Annotated in this window: 17 protein-coding genes; 10 read left to right on the top strand and 7 right to left on the bottom strand. The window is 58.1% G+C overall.

What is annotated here, in order from left to right:
* The 8 genes from CW267_RS08215 to panD all read left to right on the top strand — a co-directional run.
* On the top strand, positions 1 to 188 hold a 188-nt coding region (locus tag CW267_RS08215; RefSeq protein WP_206054889.1), incomplete at its 5' end, for a DNA/RNA nuclease SfsA.
* A 162-nt stretch (positions 189 to 350) separates the two neighbouring features.
* The gene (dksA, locus tag CW267_RS08210) at positions 351 to 806 is read left to right on the top strand and encodes an RNA polymerase-binding protein DksA (RefSeq protein WP_007749299.1); all 456 of its coding nucleotides are present in this window, start codon (positions 351 to 353) and stop codon (positions 804 to 806) included.
* Positions 807 to 865: 59 nt separating this feature from the next.
* On the top strand, positions 866 to 1747 hold the full coding sequence (gene gluQRS, locus CW267_RS08205) for a tRNA glutamyl-Q(34) synthetase GluQRS (protein ID WP_012542830.1): 882 nt from the start codon (positions 866 to 868) through the stop codon (positions 1745 to 1747).
* 62 nt (positions 1748 to 1809) lie between these two features.
* A complete protein-coding gene (gene pcnB, locus CW267_RS08200; protein WP_071582539.1) occupies positions 1810 to 3204 on the top strand; it encodes a polynucleotide adenylyltransferase PcnB in 1395 nt (464 codons plus the stop codon).
* The gene (gene folK / locus CW267_RS08195) at positions 3201 to 3680 is read left to right on the top strand and encodes a 2-amino-4-hydroxy-6-hydroxymethyldihydropteridine diphosphokinase (RefSeq protein ID WP_012542831.1); all 480 of its coding nucleotides are present in this window, start codon (positions 3201 to 3203) and stop codon (positions 3678 to 3680) included. Before pcnB ends, folK begins: the two co-directional genes overlap by 4 nt.
* 119 nt (positions 3681 to 3799) lie before the next feature.
* Entirely contained in the window at positions 3800 to 4591 is a 792-nt protein-coding gene (gene panB, locus CW267_RS08190; RefSeq protein WP_012542832.1) for a 3-methyl-2-oxobutanoate hydroxymethyltransferase, read from the top strand.
* Between the two features lie 11 nt (positions 4592 to 4602).
* Complete coding sequence (gene panC, locus CW267_RS08185; RefSeq protein WP_022066363.1) at positions 4603 to 5457, top strand: pantoate--beta-alanine ligase; 855 nt, start codon at positions 4603 to 4605, stop codon at positions 5455 to 5457.
* Positions 5458 to 5550: 93 nt separating this feature from the next.
* On the top strand, positions 5551 to 5931 hold the full coding sequence (gene panD / locus CW267_RS08180; protein WP_004204397.1) for an aspartate 1-decarboxylase: 381 nt from the start codon (positions 5551 to 5553) through the stop codon (positions 5929 to 5931).
* 35 nt (positions 5932 to 5966) lie between these two features.
* Here panD and CW267_RS08175 read toward each other — a convergent pair whose 3' ends face one another.
* The 4 genes from CW267_RS08175 to CW267_RS08160 form a co-directional block, all read right to left on the bottom strand.
* On the bottom strand, positions 5967 to 7220 hold the full coding sequence (locus tag CW267_RS08175; protein ID WP_008807396.1) for a polysaccharide deacetylase family protein: 1254 nt from the start codon (positions 7218 to 7220) through the stop codon (positions 5967 to 5969).
* A gap of 58 nt (positions 7221 to 7278) precedes the next feature.
* Positions 7279 to 7719, bottom strand: coding sequence for a PTS sugar transporter subunit IIA (locus tag CW267_RS08170; RefSeq protein ID WP_008807397.1), 441 nt, complete (start codon positions 7717 to 7719; stop codon positions 7279 to 7281).
* Between the two features lie 122 nt (positions 7720 to 7841).
* On the bottom strand, positions 7842 to 8612 hold the full coding sequence (locus tag CW267_RS08165) for an ABC transporter permease (protein ID WP_008807398.1): 771 nt from the start codon (positions 8610 to 8612) through the stop codon (positions 7842 to 7844).
* Entirely contained in the window at positions 8609 to 9535 is a 927-nt protein-coding gene (locus CW267_RS08160) for an ABC transporter ATP-binding protein (RefSeq protein ID WP_008807399.1), read from the bottom strand. Before CW267_RS08160 ends, CW267_RS08165 begins: the two co-directional genes overlap by 4 nt.
* 184 nt (positions 9536 to 9719) lie before the next feature.
* Between CW267_RS08160 and can the strand changes: the two genes are divergently transcribed.
* The gene (gene can, locus CW267_RS08155; protein ID WP_004204385.1) at positions 9720 to 10382 is read left to right on the top strand and encodes a carbonate dehydratase; all 663 of its coding nucleotides are present in this window, start codon (positions 9720 to 9722) and stop codon (positions 10380 to 10382) included.
* A 57-nt stretch (positions 10383 to 10439) separates the two neighbouring features.
* On the opposite strand, the gene hpt is transcribed toward can, so the two are convergent.
* Positions 10440 to 10976, bottom strand: a complete 537-nt coding sequence (gene hpt / locus CW267_RS08150; RefSeq protein ID WP_004204384.1) for a hypoxanthine phosphoribosyltransferase — start codon at positions 10974 to 10976, stop codon at positions 10440 to 10442.
* Between the two features lie 4 nt (positions 10977 to 10980).
* A complete protein-coding gene (locus tag CW267_RS30440; protein WP_012542835.1) occupies positions 10981 to 11100 on the bottom strand; it encodes a hypothetical protein in 120 nt (39 codons plus the stop codon).
* A gap of 79 nt (positions 11101 to 11179) precedes the next feature.
* Here CW267_RS30440 and CW267_RS08145 point away from each other — a divergent pair, with 79 nt between their 5' ends.
* Entirely contained in the window at positions 11180 to 13570 is a 2391-nt protein-coding gene (locus CW267_RS08145; protein ID WP_100781225.1) for a glucose/quinate/shikimate family membrane-bound PQQ-dependent dehydrogenase, read from the top strand.
* Between the two features lie 81 nt (positions 13571 to 13651).
* Here the strand turns inward: CW267_RS08145 and cueO are convergent, their stop codons facing one another.
* Complete coding sequence (gene cueO, locus CW267_RS08140; protein WP_100781226.1) at positions 13652 to 15253, bottom strand: multicopper oxidase CueO; 1602 nt, start codon at positions 15251 to 15253, stop codon at positions 13652 to 13654.
* Positions 15254 to 15380 lie beyond the last annotated feature (127 nt).

Here is a 15380-nt window from a genome sequence, read left to right as displayed (position 1 = left end):
TATTTGCCGTTTTGCATTCGGCAATTGACCGTTTCTCTCCCGCGCATCATATTGATGCCAGATACGCACAGCTGTTAACAGAAGCCCGCGACAAGGGGGTGGAAATTCTCGCCTGGAAGGCGGAACTTTCTACGACGAAGATGACTCTGAATAAGCCGATTGCCGTGGTGTTAAACCCCGGGAAATAAGTGGCTAAATAGTGTTCGGGTCGCAAGCGCGAATACGCTTTTCTTCACAGGGTTGTCAAGTGTAACGTTTAGATAATTGCTATCCGGAAAAGCATCTGCTATTTATAGCGGCCTGATTTTCCCCCACATGGGGATCGATAGTGCGTGTTAAGGAGAAGCAACATGCAAGAAGGGCAAAACCGTAAAACATCGTCCCTGAGTATTCTCGCCATCGCTGGGGTGGAGCCGTACCAAGAGAAACCGGGCGAAGAGTATATGAACGAAGCCCAGCTGGCGCACTTCAAGCGTATTCTTGAAGCATGGCGTAATCAACTCAGGGATGAAGTGGATCGCACCGTAACGCACATGCAGGATGAAGCTGCCAACTTCCCGGATCCGGTAGACCGTGCCGCCCAGGAGGAAGAGTTCAGCCTGGAACTGCGTAACCGCGACCGCGAACGTAAACTGATCAAAAAGATCGAGAAAACGCTGAAAAAAGTTGAAGATGAAGACTTCGGCTACTGCGAATCCTGCGGCGTGGAGATCGGCATTCGCCGTCTGGAAGCGCGTCCGACTGCGGATCTGTGCATTGACTGCAAAACCCTGGCGGAAATTCGCGAAAAACAGATGGCGGGCTAATCCCCTGCTGCCTCACTCTCTGGCGGGAGTCTCTCCCGCCTGGTTCTGTTGTCCGTAACATGACTGACTCACGCTATATTGGGCGCTTTGCTCCCTCCCCCTCCGGTGAACTCCACTTCGGCTCTTTGATTGCCGCGCTCGGCAGCTACCTGCAAGCCCGCGCGAACCAGGGTATCTGGCGCGTTCGTATTGAAGATATCGACCCGCCGCGCGAAGTCCCCGGGGCCGCCGACACCATTCTGCGCCAGCTTGACCACTACGGTCTGCACTGGGACGGCGACGTGCTCTGGCAGTCGCAACGACATGAAGCTTACCGCGAGGCGCTGGCCTGGCTGGGTGAACAAGGGCTGAGCTATTACTGCACCTGCACCCGCGCGCGGATCCATGCCGTAGGCGGGATCTACGATGGTCACTGCCGCGACCTCGGGCTGGGGGCGGAAAACGCCGCGCTGCGCCTGCGCCAGACCCGTCCGGTGCTGCAGTTCACCGATCGCCTGCACGGTACGCTCATCGCCAATGAGCCGCTGGCGCGCGAGGATTTTATTATCCACCGTCGCGACGGCCTGTTTGCCTACAACCTGGCGGTGGTGGTTGATGACCACTTTCAGGGGATCACCGAGATCGTCCGCGGCGCTGACCTGATTGAGCCGACGGTCCGGCAGATTTCACTGTATCAGCATTTTGGCTGGCAGGCGCCGGACTACCTCCATCTGCCGCTGGCCCTCAATGCTGACGGGAATAAACTCTCTAAACAAAACCACGCACCGGCGCTGCCGGAAGGCGATCCGCGCCCCGAAATTGTCCGGGCGCTCCGGTTTCTTAATCAGGACATCGCCCAGGACTGGCAAGCCCTGAGCATGGACGATTTACTCAGTCAGGCCGTCGCCAACTGGCAGCCCGCAAAAATCGAGCATTCTCAAATGGCTCCCGCTGAGCTATGATTAGCCGCTATTTTTATACTGTACAGTTGATCTGAAGTCCGTCTGACACTACGAGGTGCACCATTTTTACCCGAGTCGCTAATTTTTGCCGTAAGGTGCTAAGCCGTGAGGAGCGCGAGGCAGAAGCCGCCGTCGAACCCATGCCTATGACGGTGATCCCGCGTGAGCAGCATGCTATTTCCCGCAAAGATATCAGTGAAAACGCCCTCAAGGTCATGTACCGCCTCAACAAGGCAGGCTACGAATCCTGGCTGGTCGGCGGCGGTGTCCGCGACCTGCTGCTTGGCAAAAAGCCGAAAGATTTTGACGTCACCACCAACGCCACACCGGATCAGGTGCGCAAGCTGTTCCGCAACTGCCGTCTGGTCGGGCGACGTTTCCGCCTGGCGCACGTCATGTTCGGGCCGGAAATCATTGAAGTGGCCACCTTCCGCGGCCACCACGAAGGGCACACCACCGATCGCGTGACCTCCCAGCAGGGCCAGAATGGCATGCTGCTGCGGGATAACATCTTCGGCTCGATCGAAGAGGATGCCCAGCGTCGCGACTTCACCATCAATAGCCTTTATTACAGCGTGGCTGACTTTACCGTTCGCGACTACGTCGGCGGCATGAAGGATCTGCAGGACGGCGTGATCCGCCTGATCGGCAATCCGGAAACCCGCTATCGCGAAGATCCGGTACGCATGCTGCGCGCGGTGCGCTTTGCCGCCAAGCTGGATATGCGTATCAGCCCGGAAACGGCTGAACCGCTGCCGCGCCTGGCCACCCTGCTCCACGACGTGCCGCCGGCACGCCTGTTCGAAGAGGTGCTTAAGCTGCTGCAGGCCGGGTATGGCTACCAGACCTACATGCTGCTGCGCGAATACAACCTGTTCCAGCCGCTGTTCCCGACCATCACCCGCTACTTTACCGAGCGCGGTGACAGCCCGATGGAACGGATCATCAGCCAGGTACTGAAGAACACCGATAACCGCATTCATAACGACATGCGCGTCAATCCGGCCTTCCTCTTCGCGGTGATGTTCTGGTATCCGCTGCTGGAGACGGCGCAAAAAATCGCCCAGGAGAGCGGCCTGGCGTACTACGACGCCTTCGCTCTGGCGATGAACGATGTCCTGGACGAAGCCTGCCGTACGCTGGCGATCCCTAAACGCATCACTACCCTTATTCGTGATATCTGGCAGCTGCAGCTGCGCATGTCCCGTCGCCAGGGCAAACGCGCCTGGAAACTGATGGAGCATCCGAAATTCCGTGCCGCCTACGATCTGCTGGAGCTGCGCGCCGGGGCGGAAAACAACAGCGAACTGCAGCGTCTGACCAAATGGTGGGGCGAATTCCAGGTCGCCGCGCCGCCGGAACAAAAAGACATGCTCAACGACCTCGGGGACGATCCGGCGCCACGCCGTCGCCACCGTCGTCCGCGCAAACGCGCGCCGCGTCAGGGTAACGCATGACCCTGGTCTATATCGCGCTTGGCAGTAACCTTGCTTCTCCGCTGGAGCAGGTGCAGGCAGCCATCCGCGCGCTGGGCGATATTCCGCACAGCCGCGTGGTGAACGTCTCTTCGTTCTACCGCACGCCGCCGCTGGGCCCGCAGGATCAGCCGGACTATCTCAACGCCGCCGTCGCGCTGGAAACCACCCTGGCGCCCGATGCGCTGCTCGATCACACTCAGCGCATCGAGCTGCAGCAGGGTCGGGTGCGCAAAGCTGAACGCTGGGGACCGCGCACGCTCGACCTCGACATCATGCTGTTTGGCGATGAGGTCATCAATAGCCCGCGCCTGACCGTTCCGCACTATGATATGAAAAACCGCGGCTTTATGCTCTGGCCGCTGTTCGAGATCGCTCCGGATCTCCATTTTCCTGACGGCCCTGCGCTGCGCGCCGTGCTGGATGATCTGGGCGCGGAAAAACCCGCGAGCTGGTAATCCCCTCTCCTTTTTTAGCATTTGCGGCGATCGTCGTAATCGGTTGCCCAAAATCATTGCCCCTCTGAATGCTGCTGTTAGAATGCCGGTTAATATGACTTTCATCATCAGGAAATGTTATGAAACCGACCACCATTGCCCTGCTGCAGAAATGCAAACAGGAAAAGAAGCGCTTTGCCACCATTACCGCCTACGACCATAGCTTCGCGAAGCTGTTCGCCGATGAAGGCATTAATGTGCTGCTGGTGGGCGATTCCCTGGGAATGACGGTACAGGGTCACGACTCCACCCTGCCGGTCACCGTGGAAGATATCGCCTATCACACCCGCGCCGTCCGCCGCGGTGCGCCGAACAGCCTGCTGCTTGCCGACCTGCCGTTCATGGCCTATGCCACCCCCGAACAGACCTTCGAAAATGCGGCCATCGTGATGCGCGCTGGCGCCAATATGGTCAAACTCGAAGGCGGCGCCTGGCTGGCCGATACCGTGAAGATGCTGGCGGAACGCGCGGTGCCGGTTTGCGGCCACCTCGGCCTCACGCCGCAGTCGGTAAACGTATTCGGCGGGTATAAAGTGCAGGGGCGCGGCGATGCAGCGCAGACCCTGTTTGACGACGCATTAGCGCTGGAAGCGGCTGGCGCGCAGCTGCTGGTGCTGGAGTGCGTCCCGGTAGAACTGGCGAAACGCATTACCGACGCCCTGACCATTCCAGTGATCGGCATCGGCGCGGGCAACGTCACCGACGGGCAGATCCTGGTGATGCATGACGCATTCGGGATCACCGGCGGCCACATCCCTAAATTCGCCAAGAATTTCCTTGCCGAAGCGGGCGACATCCGCGCCGCGGTACGGCAGTATATTGCCGAAGTTGAATCCGGGGTCTATCCGGGCGAAGAACACAGTTTCCATTAAGGAGTCTTGTTGTGCTGATTATTGAATCCGTGCTGCTGCTGCGTCAGCATATCCGCCGTCTGCGTCAGGAAGGTAAGCGTATCGCGCTGGTTCCGACGATGGGCAACCTGCATGATGGTCATATGAAGCTGGTTGATGAGGCTAAAGCCAGCGCGGACGTGGTGGTGGTCAGTATTTTCGTCAATCCGATGCAGTTTGACCGCGCCGACGACCTGGCGCGCTATCCGCGTACCCTGCAGGATGATTGCGAAAAGCTGAACAAGCGCCATGTCGACTTTGTCTTCGCGCCGACGCCGGCGGAAGTCTACCCGCAGGGCACCGAAGGCCAGACCTACGTCGACGTCCCAGGCCTGTCCACTATGCTGGAAGGCGCCAGCCGCCCGGGCCACTTCCGCGGCGTGTCGACCATCGTCAGTAAGCTGTTCAATCTGGTTCAGCCGGACGTCGCCTGCTTCGGCGAGAAAGACTTTCAGCAGCTGGCGCTGATCCGCAAGATGGTCGCCGACATGGGCTACGATATCGAGATTATCGGCGTGCCGATCGTCCGCGCGAAAGATGGCCTGGCGCTGAGCTCGCGTAACGGCTACCTGACCGCCGACCAGCGCAAAATCGCTCCCGGCCTCTACAAGGTGCTGAGCGCGGTGGCGGAAAAACTGGTCGCCGGCGATCGCCAGCTCGATGAGATCATCGCTATCGCTGAACAGGAGCTGAATGAAAAAGGCTTCCGCGCCGACGACATTCAGATCCGCGATGCCGACACCCTGCTTGAGCTGACGGATGCCAGCCAGCGCGCGGTGATCCTGATGGCCGCCTGGCTGGGTCAGGCCCGCCTGATCGACAACCAGATCGTCACGCTCGGTCAGTAGACAGCGGGTAAAAATCGGGCAATACTTGCCCGGGCTTTTCTCAGGGCGGACGACCTGTCCGCTCTGCTACATTAAGGTTGAAGGGTAGAAGTTATGATGCGTAATATGCTGCAGGGCAAGCTCCACCGCGTAAAAGTCACGCAGGCTGACCTGCACTATGAAGGTTCATGCGCCATTGACCAGGATTTCCTGGATGCGGCCGGTATTCTGGAGAATGAAACCATTCACCTCTGGAACGTCACCAACGGCAACCGTTTCTCCACCTACGCCATTGCCGCCGAGCGGGGCTCCAGAATCATCTCCGTCAACGGCGCCGCCGCGCACTGCGCCAGCGTCGGCGATATCCTGATCATCGCCAGCTTCGTCACCATGTCGGACGAAGAGGCGCGCCGCTGGCAGCCCAACATCGCCTACTTCGAAGGCGACAATGAAATGAAGCGCCAGGCGAAAGCCATTCCGGTGCAGGTCGCCTGATGACCGCGGCGCTGCGCTCAGGCACAGCGCCGGTATTACCCCTGCGGCTGGTTACTGATCAGCCGCGACATCGTCTCCAGCGAATCCGTGCGTAAGATATATAACCGCTTTAGCAGAAACGGATTGTCCCCCGGCTTCACCTTCCCACGCACCGTCGTCACCGCCATATGAAACCCGGCGTCATTCGCCGCCTGCACCGCCGTGGCGTTATAGCCGCCGAAGGGATAGGAAAGGTAGAGAACATGCGGATTAAACTGGCTGAGCGCCCGGCGCGAGCGGGCGAAATCAAACAGAATATTATGGTAATTGCGGCTGAATAAAATCGGCCGGCGGCCGGCGTCAACCCGATGCAGGAAGTGGGTATGCGACTGAATATCAAAAACATCCTGGATCTGCCGGAGTTCAGAAATACTCATGAACTGCAGCGATTTCGGATCCCATTTCTGCGGATGGCGCTTAATACGCGAGGAGATAATAAACGCGGTGGCATGAAAACCGTACTGCTTTAGTACCGGATAGGCGTAACGGTTTACCGATTTCAGGCCGTCATCGAAGGTGATGACCACTGCCCGCGCCGGAAGGTTGATTTTATTACGCACATAGCCTTCCAGCTGATACAGGGTCAGCGTGGTATAGCCCTGATCGCGCAGCCAGGTCATCTGGTTGTTGAAGGCGCGTACCGAGGTGGTGGTCGAGGTATGGCGGAAACGGGTGTTCTCTTCGTCGCGCAGAATGTGATGATAGGTCAGTACGGGAATACCATTATCTTCCTGTGCATCCAGACTGCTGACCCACGCCAGCCGGTCGCCAATGCGGATCTGAAACCAGGTCTGATTGAGCCGGTCTTTTAGCTTGCTGAGGATCGGATAGCGCAGGTTAGTGGCCAGCGTACCAAACGGCACGCTGCTCACGGCGGGTGTGTTGTAGAGCGGCGTATCTTTCCAGGTGAGCAAATTCTGGTTACTCAACGGTTTATTGAGATCCCCCAGTCGGTCCTCCACGCGCTGCTTACCCTGTACCGGCTCGAGGTGGCCTTTATCAATAAACCCGGTGCCGAAGCCGAAGCGAAATTCATAATAGTCAGCCGCCGTCGGGACGACCGCGAGGATCTGCCCGGCACGCACATTGCCGACGCTGACCACATGATTCCCCACCTGCGCCCAGATGACCGCATCTTCGGTGGTCTGCATATAGTGTACAGGCTTGCCCTGCTGGCTAAGCAGACTGGCGGAAGCGCTGAGCGAGGTCAGTAAAAGAAGCAGCGTAAAAAATCGGGCAAGCATGCGCATCGAACCGGTAAACCATCAACGGCAGTTATTGTAACAAAAGCAGCATCTGTCACGCTGCTTAATTTCCGAAGGTATCATGGCGCAAGCGGAACGGGGGATTCTTCTGCTGCTGATGCCACAGGCTGCTCACCATCGGCCCGCCTGCGCTGACGATGGCCTGGCGAAACGCCTCGCTGCTTAACGTGTTCCGCAGCAGATACATTCGCTCAAGTAATGAATAGCTGACGCCGGAGATCACTTCGCAGTGGGTATGTTTGTGGCTCATCAGCGCCGCGGCCCGATAAGGCGCCGCGCCGGTTCTGTCGGTCAGGAAAATGACCCCGTCCCCGGAGTCGGTGGCATGCAGCGCATCGCACATCATCCGGCTCAACATATTACTGCTGAGATTGCGCCAGTAATTGACCGCCCGGCACTGGGCCAGCGGACCAAATTTTCGTTCAAGACGATCCAGCATCTCCTGCGCCAGCTCATCGTGGCAGGTAATGACCCAACCAAGCATGCTTCCCTCCTTAGCCAGCCAACAATGTAGCAAGGGGAGGATGGCGTATCGGTGATGGCGGTCAAAGATAAGCGGTTAGCGCTTCGCGTATTGGCATCAGGAAGCGCTAACCGTGATGAGCATCAGCTGCGCAGGCCGCGGCCGCGCTGGATTAACGACCAGCAAAGCAGATAGAAGGCGACGATGAAGACCACCAGCACCGCAAAGGTGGTCACCAGCGGCACATCGTTGATACCCAGGAAGCCGAAGCGGAAACCGCTGATCATGTAGACGATGGGATTCAGATGCGACAGCCCCTGCCAGAACGGCGGCAGCAGGGTCAGCGAGTAGAACACCCCGCCGAGGTAGGTCAGCGGCGTCAGCACAAAGGTCGGGATCAGGCTAATGTCGTCAAAGGTCTTGGCAAACACCGCGTTCAACAGGCCCGCCAGCGAGAACAGCACCGCGGTGAGGATCAGCGTCAGGGCGACAAACAGCCAGGAGTGAACCTGGAACGGCACAAAGAACAGTGATACCGCCGTCACCAGGATCCCCACGCACAGTCCGCGCGCCACGCCGCCGCCAACGTAGCCAGCGATGATCACATGCGTCGGCACCGGCGCCACCAGCAGCTCTTCAATATTGCGCTGAAACTTGGCGCTGAAGAACGACGAGGCGACATTGGCATAAGCGTTGGTGATCACCGCCATCATGATCAGGCCCGGCACGATAAACTGCATATAGGTAAAGCCGTGCATCTCGCCGATGCGCGACCCGATCAGGTTGCCGAAAATCACGAAGTACAGGGTCATGGTGATCACCGGCGGCACCAGCGTCTGGATCCAGATGCGCATAAAACGGTGGATCTCTTTGGTCCAGATGCTTTTCAGCGCGACCCAATAAAGCTGCATCATGCTGACTCTCCTTTTCGCTCATGCACCAGCGTGACAAACAGCTCTTCCAGACGGTTAGCTTTGTTACGCATACTCAGTACCTGCACCCCCTGGGCGCTCAGTTGGGCAAAGACGCTGTTAATCCCCTGCTCGCGCAGAACCTCGACTTCCAGCGTCGAGGTATCGACCAGTTGGTACTGGTAGCCTTCGAGCTTCGGTACCGGGCTTTTTGGCGCGAGGTCAAGAATAAAGGTCTCTGACTTCAGCTTCGACAGCAGCGCTTTCATCGAGGTGTTTTCCACCAGCGCGCCGTGCTGGATGATGCCGATGTTGCGGCATAGCATTTCGGCCTCTTCGAGATAGTGGGTGGTCAGGATAATGGTGGTTCCGCGATCGTTCAGATCCTTAAGAAAGCCCCACATTGAGCGACGCAGTTCAATATCGACGCCAGCGGTCGGTTCGTCGAGGATCAGCAGCTTCGGCTCATGCATTAGCGCGCGGGCGATCATCAGGCGACGCTTCATCCCGCCGGAGAGCATCCGCGCGCGTTCGTTGCGTTTTTCCCACAGATCGAGCTGTTTTAGGTATTTTTCGCTGCGGGCGACAGCTTCTTTGCGTTCCACGCCGTAGTAGCCCGCCTGGTTAACGACAATCTGCTGCACGGTCTCGAACGGGTTGAAGTTAAATTCCTGCGGCACCAGGCCAAGCTGACGCTTGGCATTGACGACGTCTTTTTCCAGATCGTAGCCAAAGACATTGACCTGACCGGAGGTTTTATTCACCAGCGAACTGATGATGCCGATAGTCGTGGATTTTCCGGCCCCGTTCGGCCCCAGCAGGGCATAGAAATCGCCTGCTTCAACCTGCAGGTCGATTCCCCGCAGCGCCTGAACCCCGCCGGGGTAGGTTTTTTTGAGCTGTTTTAATTCCAGAGCAATGGTCATTAAATATCTCTTCTCGTGTCGTGACACGTCATTAACCCGCCTGACTCACGTTTGCGTTCTACTGGCGCTGGCGCCGCCAACGCATCGGTAGCCTGACGTATCACGGGTTAAGATGGTTTTAAAAAAGGTGAGCTTACCCTATATTAGCGCAACGCACTTACTTGGTTACAGGCCGATAACGTCCATGAATGATATAGATACACTCATCAGCAATAATGCACTATGGTCAAAAATGCTGGTGGAAGAGGACCCCGGCTTTTTTGAGAAACTGTCGCAGACGCAGAAACCGCGCTTCCTTTGGATTGGCTGCTCTGACAGCCGCGTTCCCGCTGAGCGACTTACCGGCCTGGAACCTGGCGAACTGTTTGTCCATCGTAACGTCGCTAACCTGGTGATCCACACCGACCTGAACTGCCTGTCGGTGGTGCAGTATGCCGTCGATGTCCTCGAAGTCGAGCACATTATTATTTGCGGCCACTACGGCTGCGGCGGCGTGCAGGCGGCGGTGGAAAACCCGGAGCTGGGGCTTATCGACAACTGGCTCCTGCATATCCGCGATATCTGGTTCAAGCACAGCTCACTGCTAGGTGAAATGCCGGAGGAGCGCCGTCTGGATACCCTTTGCGAACTCAACGTGATGGAGCAGGTGTACAACCTGGGACATTCGACGATTATGCAATCGGCGTGGAAGCGCGGACAGAAGGTCACCATCCACGGCTGGGCATATGGCATTCACGACGGGCTGCTGCGCGATCTGGATGTCACCGCCGTGAGCCGGGAAACCCTCGAACAGCGCTATCGCCACGGCATCTCCAACCTCAAGATCAAGCACATCAACCACAAATAGCCTTCAGGCTTAGCCCCCCTGGAGAGCGCAGCGCGCGCTGTCCTGGGGGGATATCTCTTACTCGTCCAGCAGGGTAACTTTGCCAATATACGGCAGATGACGGTAGCGCTGGGCGTAGTCGATACCGTAGCCCACCACGAACTCGTCCGGAATGGCGAAACCGACGAACTCAACCGGGACATTCACTTCACGACGGCTTGGTTTATCCAGCAGCGTACAAATGGCCAGCGATTTCGGCTCGCGCAGGCTGAGGATCTCACGCACTTTAGACAGGGTATTGCCGGAATCGATGATGTCTTCCACGATCAGTACATCTTTACCACGGATGTCTTCATCCAGATCTTTGAGGATTTTCACATCACGGGTGGTGGACATGCCGCTGCCGTAGCTGGAGGCGGTCATAAAATCGACTTCATGCGGCACCTGCACTTCACGGCACAGGTCGGCCATGAACATAAATGAGCCGCGAAGCAGCCCCACCAGCACCATTTCGCTGCCGCTGTCCTGATAATGTTCGTTGATTTGACGACCCAGTTCCGCGATGCGCGCTTTGATCTCGGATTCCGGGATCATCACTTCTACAGTATGTTTCATAAGACTAACCATTTGATTCTAAATATAAATCATCAAAGCCGCTGCTTTCGCCCCGACGATGACCGGCAAGCCATCCAGTATACCAGCAAAAAGAAATCTTCGGTGCAGGGATTAATAAAGCTATATTTGTGATTCCGATCACACTTGTTAAAACCTATAATTAATTGCAGTTAAAAAATTAACAAACATATGAGTAACTTTCTATGGCTGAAACAAAGTCTCAACAATCAAGGCTCCTGGTGACGCTGACTGCGCTATTTGCAGCGTTCTGCGGCCTCTATCTTTTAATCGGCGGAGCATGGCTGGTCGTGCTTGGCGGCTCCTGGTACTACCCTATCGCCGGTCTGGTGATGCTGGGCGTGACCGTGATGCTGCTGCGCGGCAAACGCGCTGCGCTGTGGCTGTACGCTGCGCTGCTGCTGGCGACGATGATCTGGGGCGTCTGGGAAGTCGGCTTCGACTTCTGGGCGCTGACGCCGCGTAGCGACATCCTCGTCTTCTTTGGTATCTGGCTGATCCTGCCCTTTGTCTGGCGTCGTCTGTCCGTGCCTTCCGCTGGCGCCGTAGGCGCGCTGGTCGTCGCCCTGCTGATCAGCGGCGGCATGCTGACCTGGGCTGGTTTTAACGACCCGCAGGAAGTCAACGGCACCCTGAGCGCCGACGCCACCCCGGCCGCGCCGATCTCCAACGTTGCCGACGGCGACTGGCCGGCCTATGGCCGCAACCAGGAAGGCCAGCGCTTCTCTCCGCTGAAGCAGATTAACGCCGACAACGTGAAGAACCTGAAGGAAGCCTGGGTATTCCGCACCGGCGACCTGAAGCAACCGAACGACCCGGGTGAAATCACCAACGAAGTGACGCCGATTAAAGTCGGCGACACGCTCTTCCTGTGTACCGCCCACCAGCGTCTGTTCGCGCTGGACGCGGCCACCGGTAAAGAGAAGTGGCATTTTGACCCGCAGCTGAACGCCGATCCGTCGTTCCAGCACGTCACCTGCCGCGGCGTCTCTTATCACGAAGCCAAAGCGGATAACGCGCCTGCCGACGTCGTCGCCGACTGTCCGCGCCGTATTATCCTGCCGGTGAACGATGGCCGCCTGTTCGCGGTGAACGCCGACAACGGTAAGCTGTGCGAAACCTTTGCCAATAAAGGTATTCTCAACCTGCAGACCAACATGCCGGTCACCACGCCGGGTATGTATGAACCCACTTCTCCGCCGATTATCACCGATAAAACCATCGTGATTGCCGGCGCGGTCACCGATAACTTCTCAACCCGCGAGCCGTCTGGCGTCATCCGCGGCTTTGATGTGAATACCGGTAAACTCTTGTGGGCCTTCGATCCGGGTGCGAAAGATCCGAACGCCATCCCGAGCGATGAACATCACTTCACGCTCAACTCACCGAACTCCTGGGCGCCTGCCGCCTACGACGCTAAGCTGGATCTGGTCTATCTGCCGATGGGCGTGACCACCCCGGATATCTGGGGCGGCAACCGCACGCCGGAGCAAGAGCGTTACGCCAGCTCGATTGTGGCGCTGAACGCCACCACCGGTAAGCTGGCCTGGAGCTACCAGACCGTCCACCACGATCTGTGGGATATGGATATGCCCTCCCAGCCGACGCTGGCTGACATTGAGGTTAATGGTAAAACCGTACCGGTCGTCTATGCCCCGGCGAAAACCGGCAACATCTTCGTACTGGATCGCCGTAATGGCGAGCTGGTGGTCCCGGCCCCGGAAAAACCGGTTCCGCAGGGCGCTGCCAAAGGGGATTACGTCGCCAAAACCCAGCCGTTCTCCGATCTGAGCTTCCGTCCGAAGAAAGATCTGACCGGGGCGGACATGTGGGGCGCCACTATGTTCGACCAGCTGGTGTGTCGCGTGATCTTCCACCAGATGCGCTATGAAGGTATCTTCACCCCGCCATCTGAGCAGGGCACTCTCGTCTTCCCGGGTAACCTGGGGATGTTTGAATGGGGCGGTATCTCCGTCGATCCGAACCGTCAGGTGGCTATTGCCAACCCGATGGCGCTGCCGTTCGTCTCTAAACTGATCCCACGCGGCCCGGGCAACCCGATGGAGCCGCCGAAAGATGCGAAAGGCTCTGGCACCGAGTCCGGCGTGCAGCCACAGTACGGTGTCCCGTACGGCGTCACCCTGAATCCGTTCCTGTCGCCGTTCGGTCTGCCGTGCAAACAACCGGCCTGGGGCTATATCTCCGCGCTGGATCTGAAAACCAACGAAGTGGTATGGAAAAAACGTATCGGTACTCCGCAGGACAGCCTGCCGTTCCCGATGCCGGTTAAGCTGCCGTTCACCATGGGGATGCCGATGCTTGGCGGTCCGATCTCCACGGCCGGTAACGTCCTGTTCATCGGCGCGACCGCAGATAACTACCTGCGCGCGTACAATATGAGCAACGGCGAGAAGCTGTGGGAAGCCCGTCTGCCAGCCGGCGGTCAGGCCACCCCAATGACCTACGAAGTGAATGGCAAACAGTATGTTGTCCTCTCTGCCGGCGGTCACGGCTCATTCGGTACCAAAATGGGCGATTACATCGTCGCCTATGCGCTCCCGGATGACGCCAAATAAAACGCAAAACGGCAACGAAAGTTGCCGTTTTTTTGTGTTTATCCCTTCTCCCCATGGAAGATGGCAGCAGGCCGCCGAGCCCTAAACCGTGAATCCCAACATCATTCCGGTGTCTTCATGCTCCAGCAGGTGGCAGTGGGCCATATAGGCAAACTCCTTCGGCGCCGGATGATCAAACTTCACCAACACTTCACTGACGTCACCTTCCACGCGGACGGTATCTTTCCAGCCGCTGCGGTGCGCGGCTGGCGGCTTGCCGTTCTCGCTGAGGATACGGAACTGGGTGCCGTGGATATGGAACGGATGCAGCATCATGTCGCCCTTACCCGATATCACCCAGCGCTCATACTGGCCTCTGGCCGCGGCAAACATCGGCACATTCATGTCGAAGGCTTTGCCGTTGATGCGGTTGGCGTTATGGAAATCAAACCCCTTGCCTGACGACATGCCATGATCCCGACCAGCCCCGTGGTTCATATTGCTCATGTCGCCATGGTGCATATTGCTCATGTCGCCCATGCCGCCATGTCCCATCATGCCGTGGTCCATTCCCGCCATCGCCTGGTCGCCATACTTCTCCATCAGCGCCTGCATGCCCATCCTGTCGAGCATCGGATCCATCGACAGCTGGAGCTGACGCTGCGTCAGCCCCGTCAGGGACTGTAGCGCCGGCAGCGTGGCCAGCGTATCCAGCAGTTTGCCGGAGGCGGGAATGACCAGCGGCTGAACGCGCAGCACCGGCTGTGGTTTATCAAAAGGCACAATGGCCATGCCCATCTGGCTCACCGGCAGGGTCACCAGATCGAAAGGTTTACCGTCGCTGGTGTCCACCAGCACCTCAAAGCGTTCCCCCATCAACACCGGCAATTCATCGACCTTCACCGGCTCGGCCAACAGACCGCCGTCACTGGCCACCACGTACAGCGGGCGCTTATCGCTGGTGGCAAAATTGAGAGAACGGGCATTACAGCCGTTTAGCAAGCGCAGACGTAGCCAGCCCCGCGGGGCGGCATGTTCGGGATAGAGAGCGCCATTGGTCAGCAGCGTATCGCCAAACCAGCCGACAGCGGCGCTCATCACATCCAGCTGGTAGTCGATCTCGCCGGCGGCGGTGAACTTCTTGTCCTGGACAATCACCGGCACATCATCGATTCCCCATTGCTTAGGCAGCAGCAGGCGTCCGCTCTCTTCATCCTCGATCAGCACCAGGCCGGCCAGCCCCATCGCCACCTGCCGGCCGGTGGTCCCATGTTGATGCGGATGAAACCAGCAGGTGGCCGCCCGCTGCGTCGGCGTGAAGCTCACCGTACGGGTGGCGCCCGGGGCGATAACCCCCTGCGGTCCGCCGTCGACCTCGCCCGGGACCTCCAGGCCATGCCAGTGCAGCGTGGTCTCTTCCGCCAGCTGGTTGGTAATGTCAACCGTAATGGTCTTCCCCTGCGTCAACTGTAGCGCAGGACCCAGCAGTGAACCGTTATAGCCCCAGGTGGTGGCGTGCAGAGCGCCAAACTGTGTTTTGCCCGCCTGGATCGTCAGGGCGATACGGTTGCGCGCATCGGCCGTTAACAGCGTCGGTATCGGCAGAGCCGGGCGACTGGCCGCAAAAACCGCACGGCTCCATAGCGGTAATGCGCTGGCCACGCTAACCGCGGCGGTCAGTTTGAGGAAGTCTCGACGTTGCATATTCACATCCTTTTTATTCTGCGGGCGAATATTTGAGCTTAAACCCTACCGTAACGGGAAGGTCAAGCAGAAGAGTAAGAATAAAGATCGGCGCTGTGTAAAGAAGTATGCTAATTTGAAGCGTCGG

Source organism: Klebsiella sp. X1-16S-Nf21 (genome assembly GCF_002837615.1).
In the GTDB taxonomy this organism is placed as follows: domain Bacteria; phylum Pseudomonadota; class Gammaproteobacteria; order Enterobacterales; family Enterobacteriaceae; genus Klebsiella; species Klebsiella variicola.
Note: the sequence above shows the minus strand (reverse complement) of the source record. Positions and strands in the feature narration are given on the sequence as shown.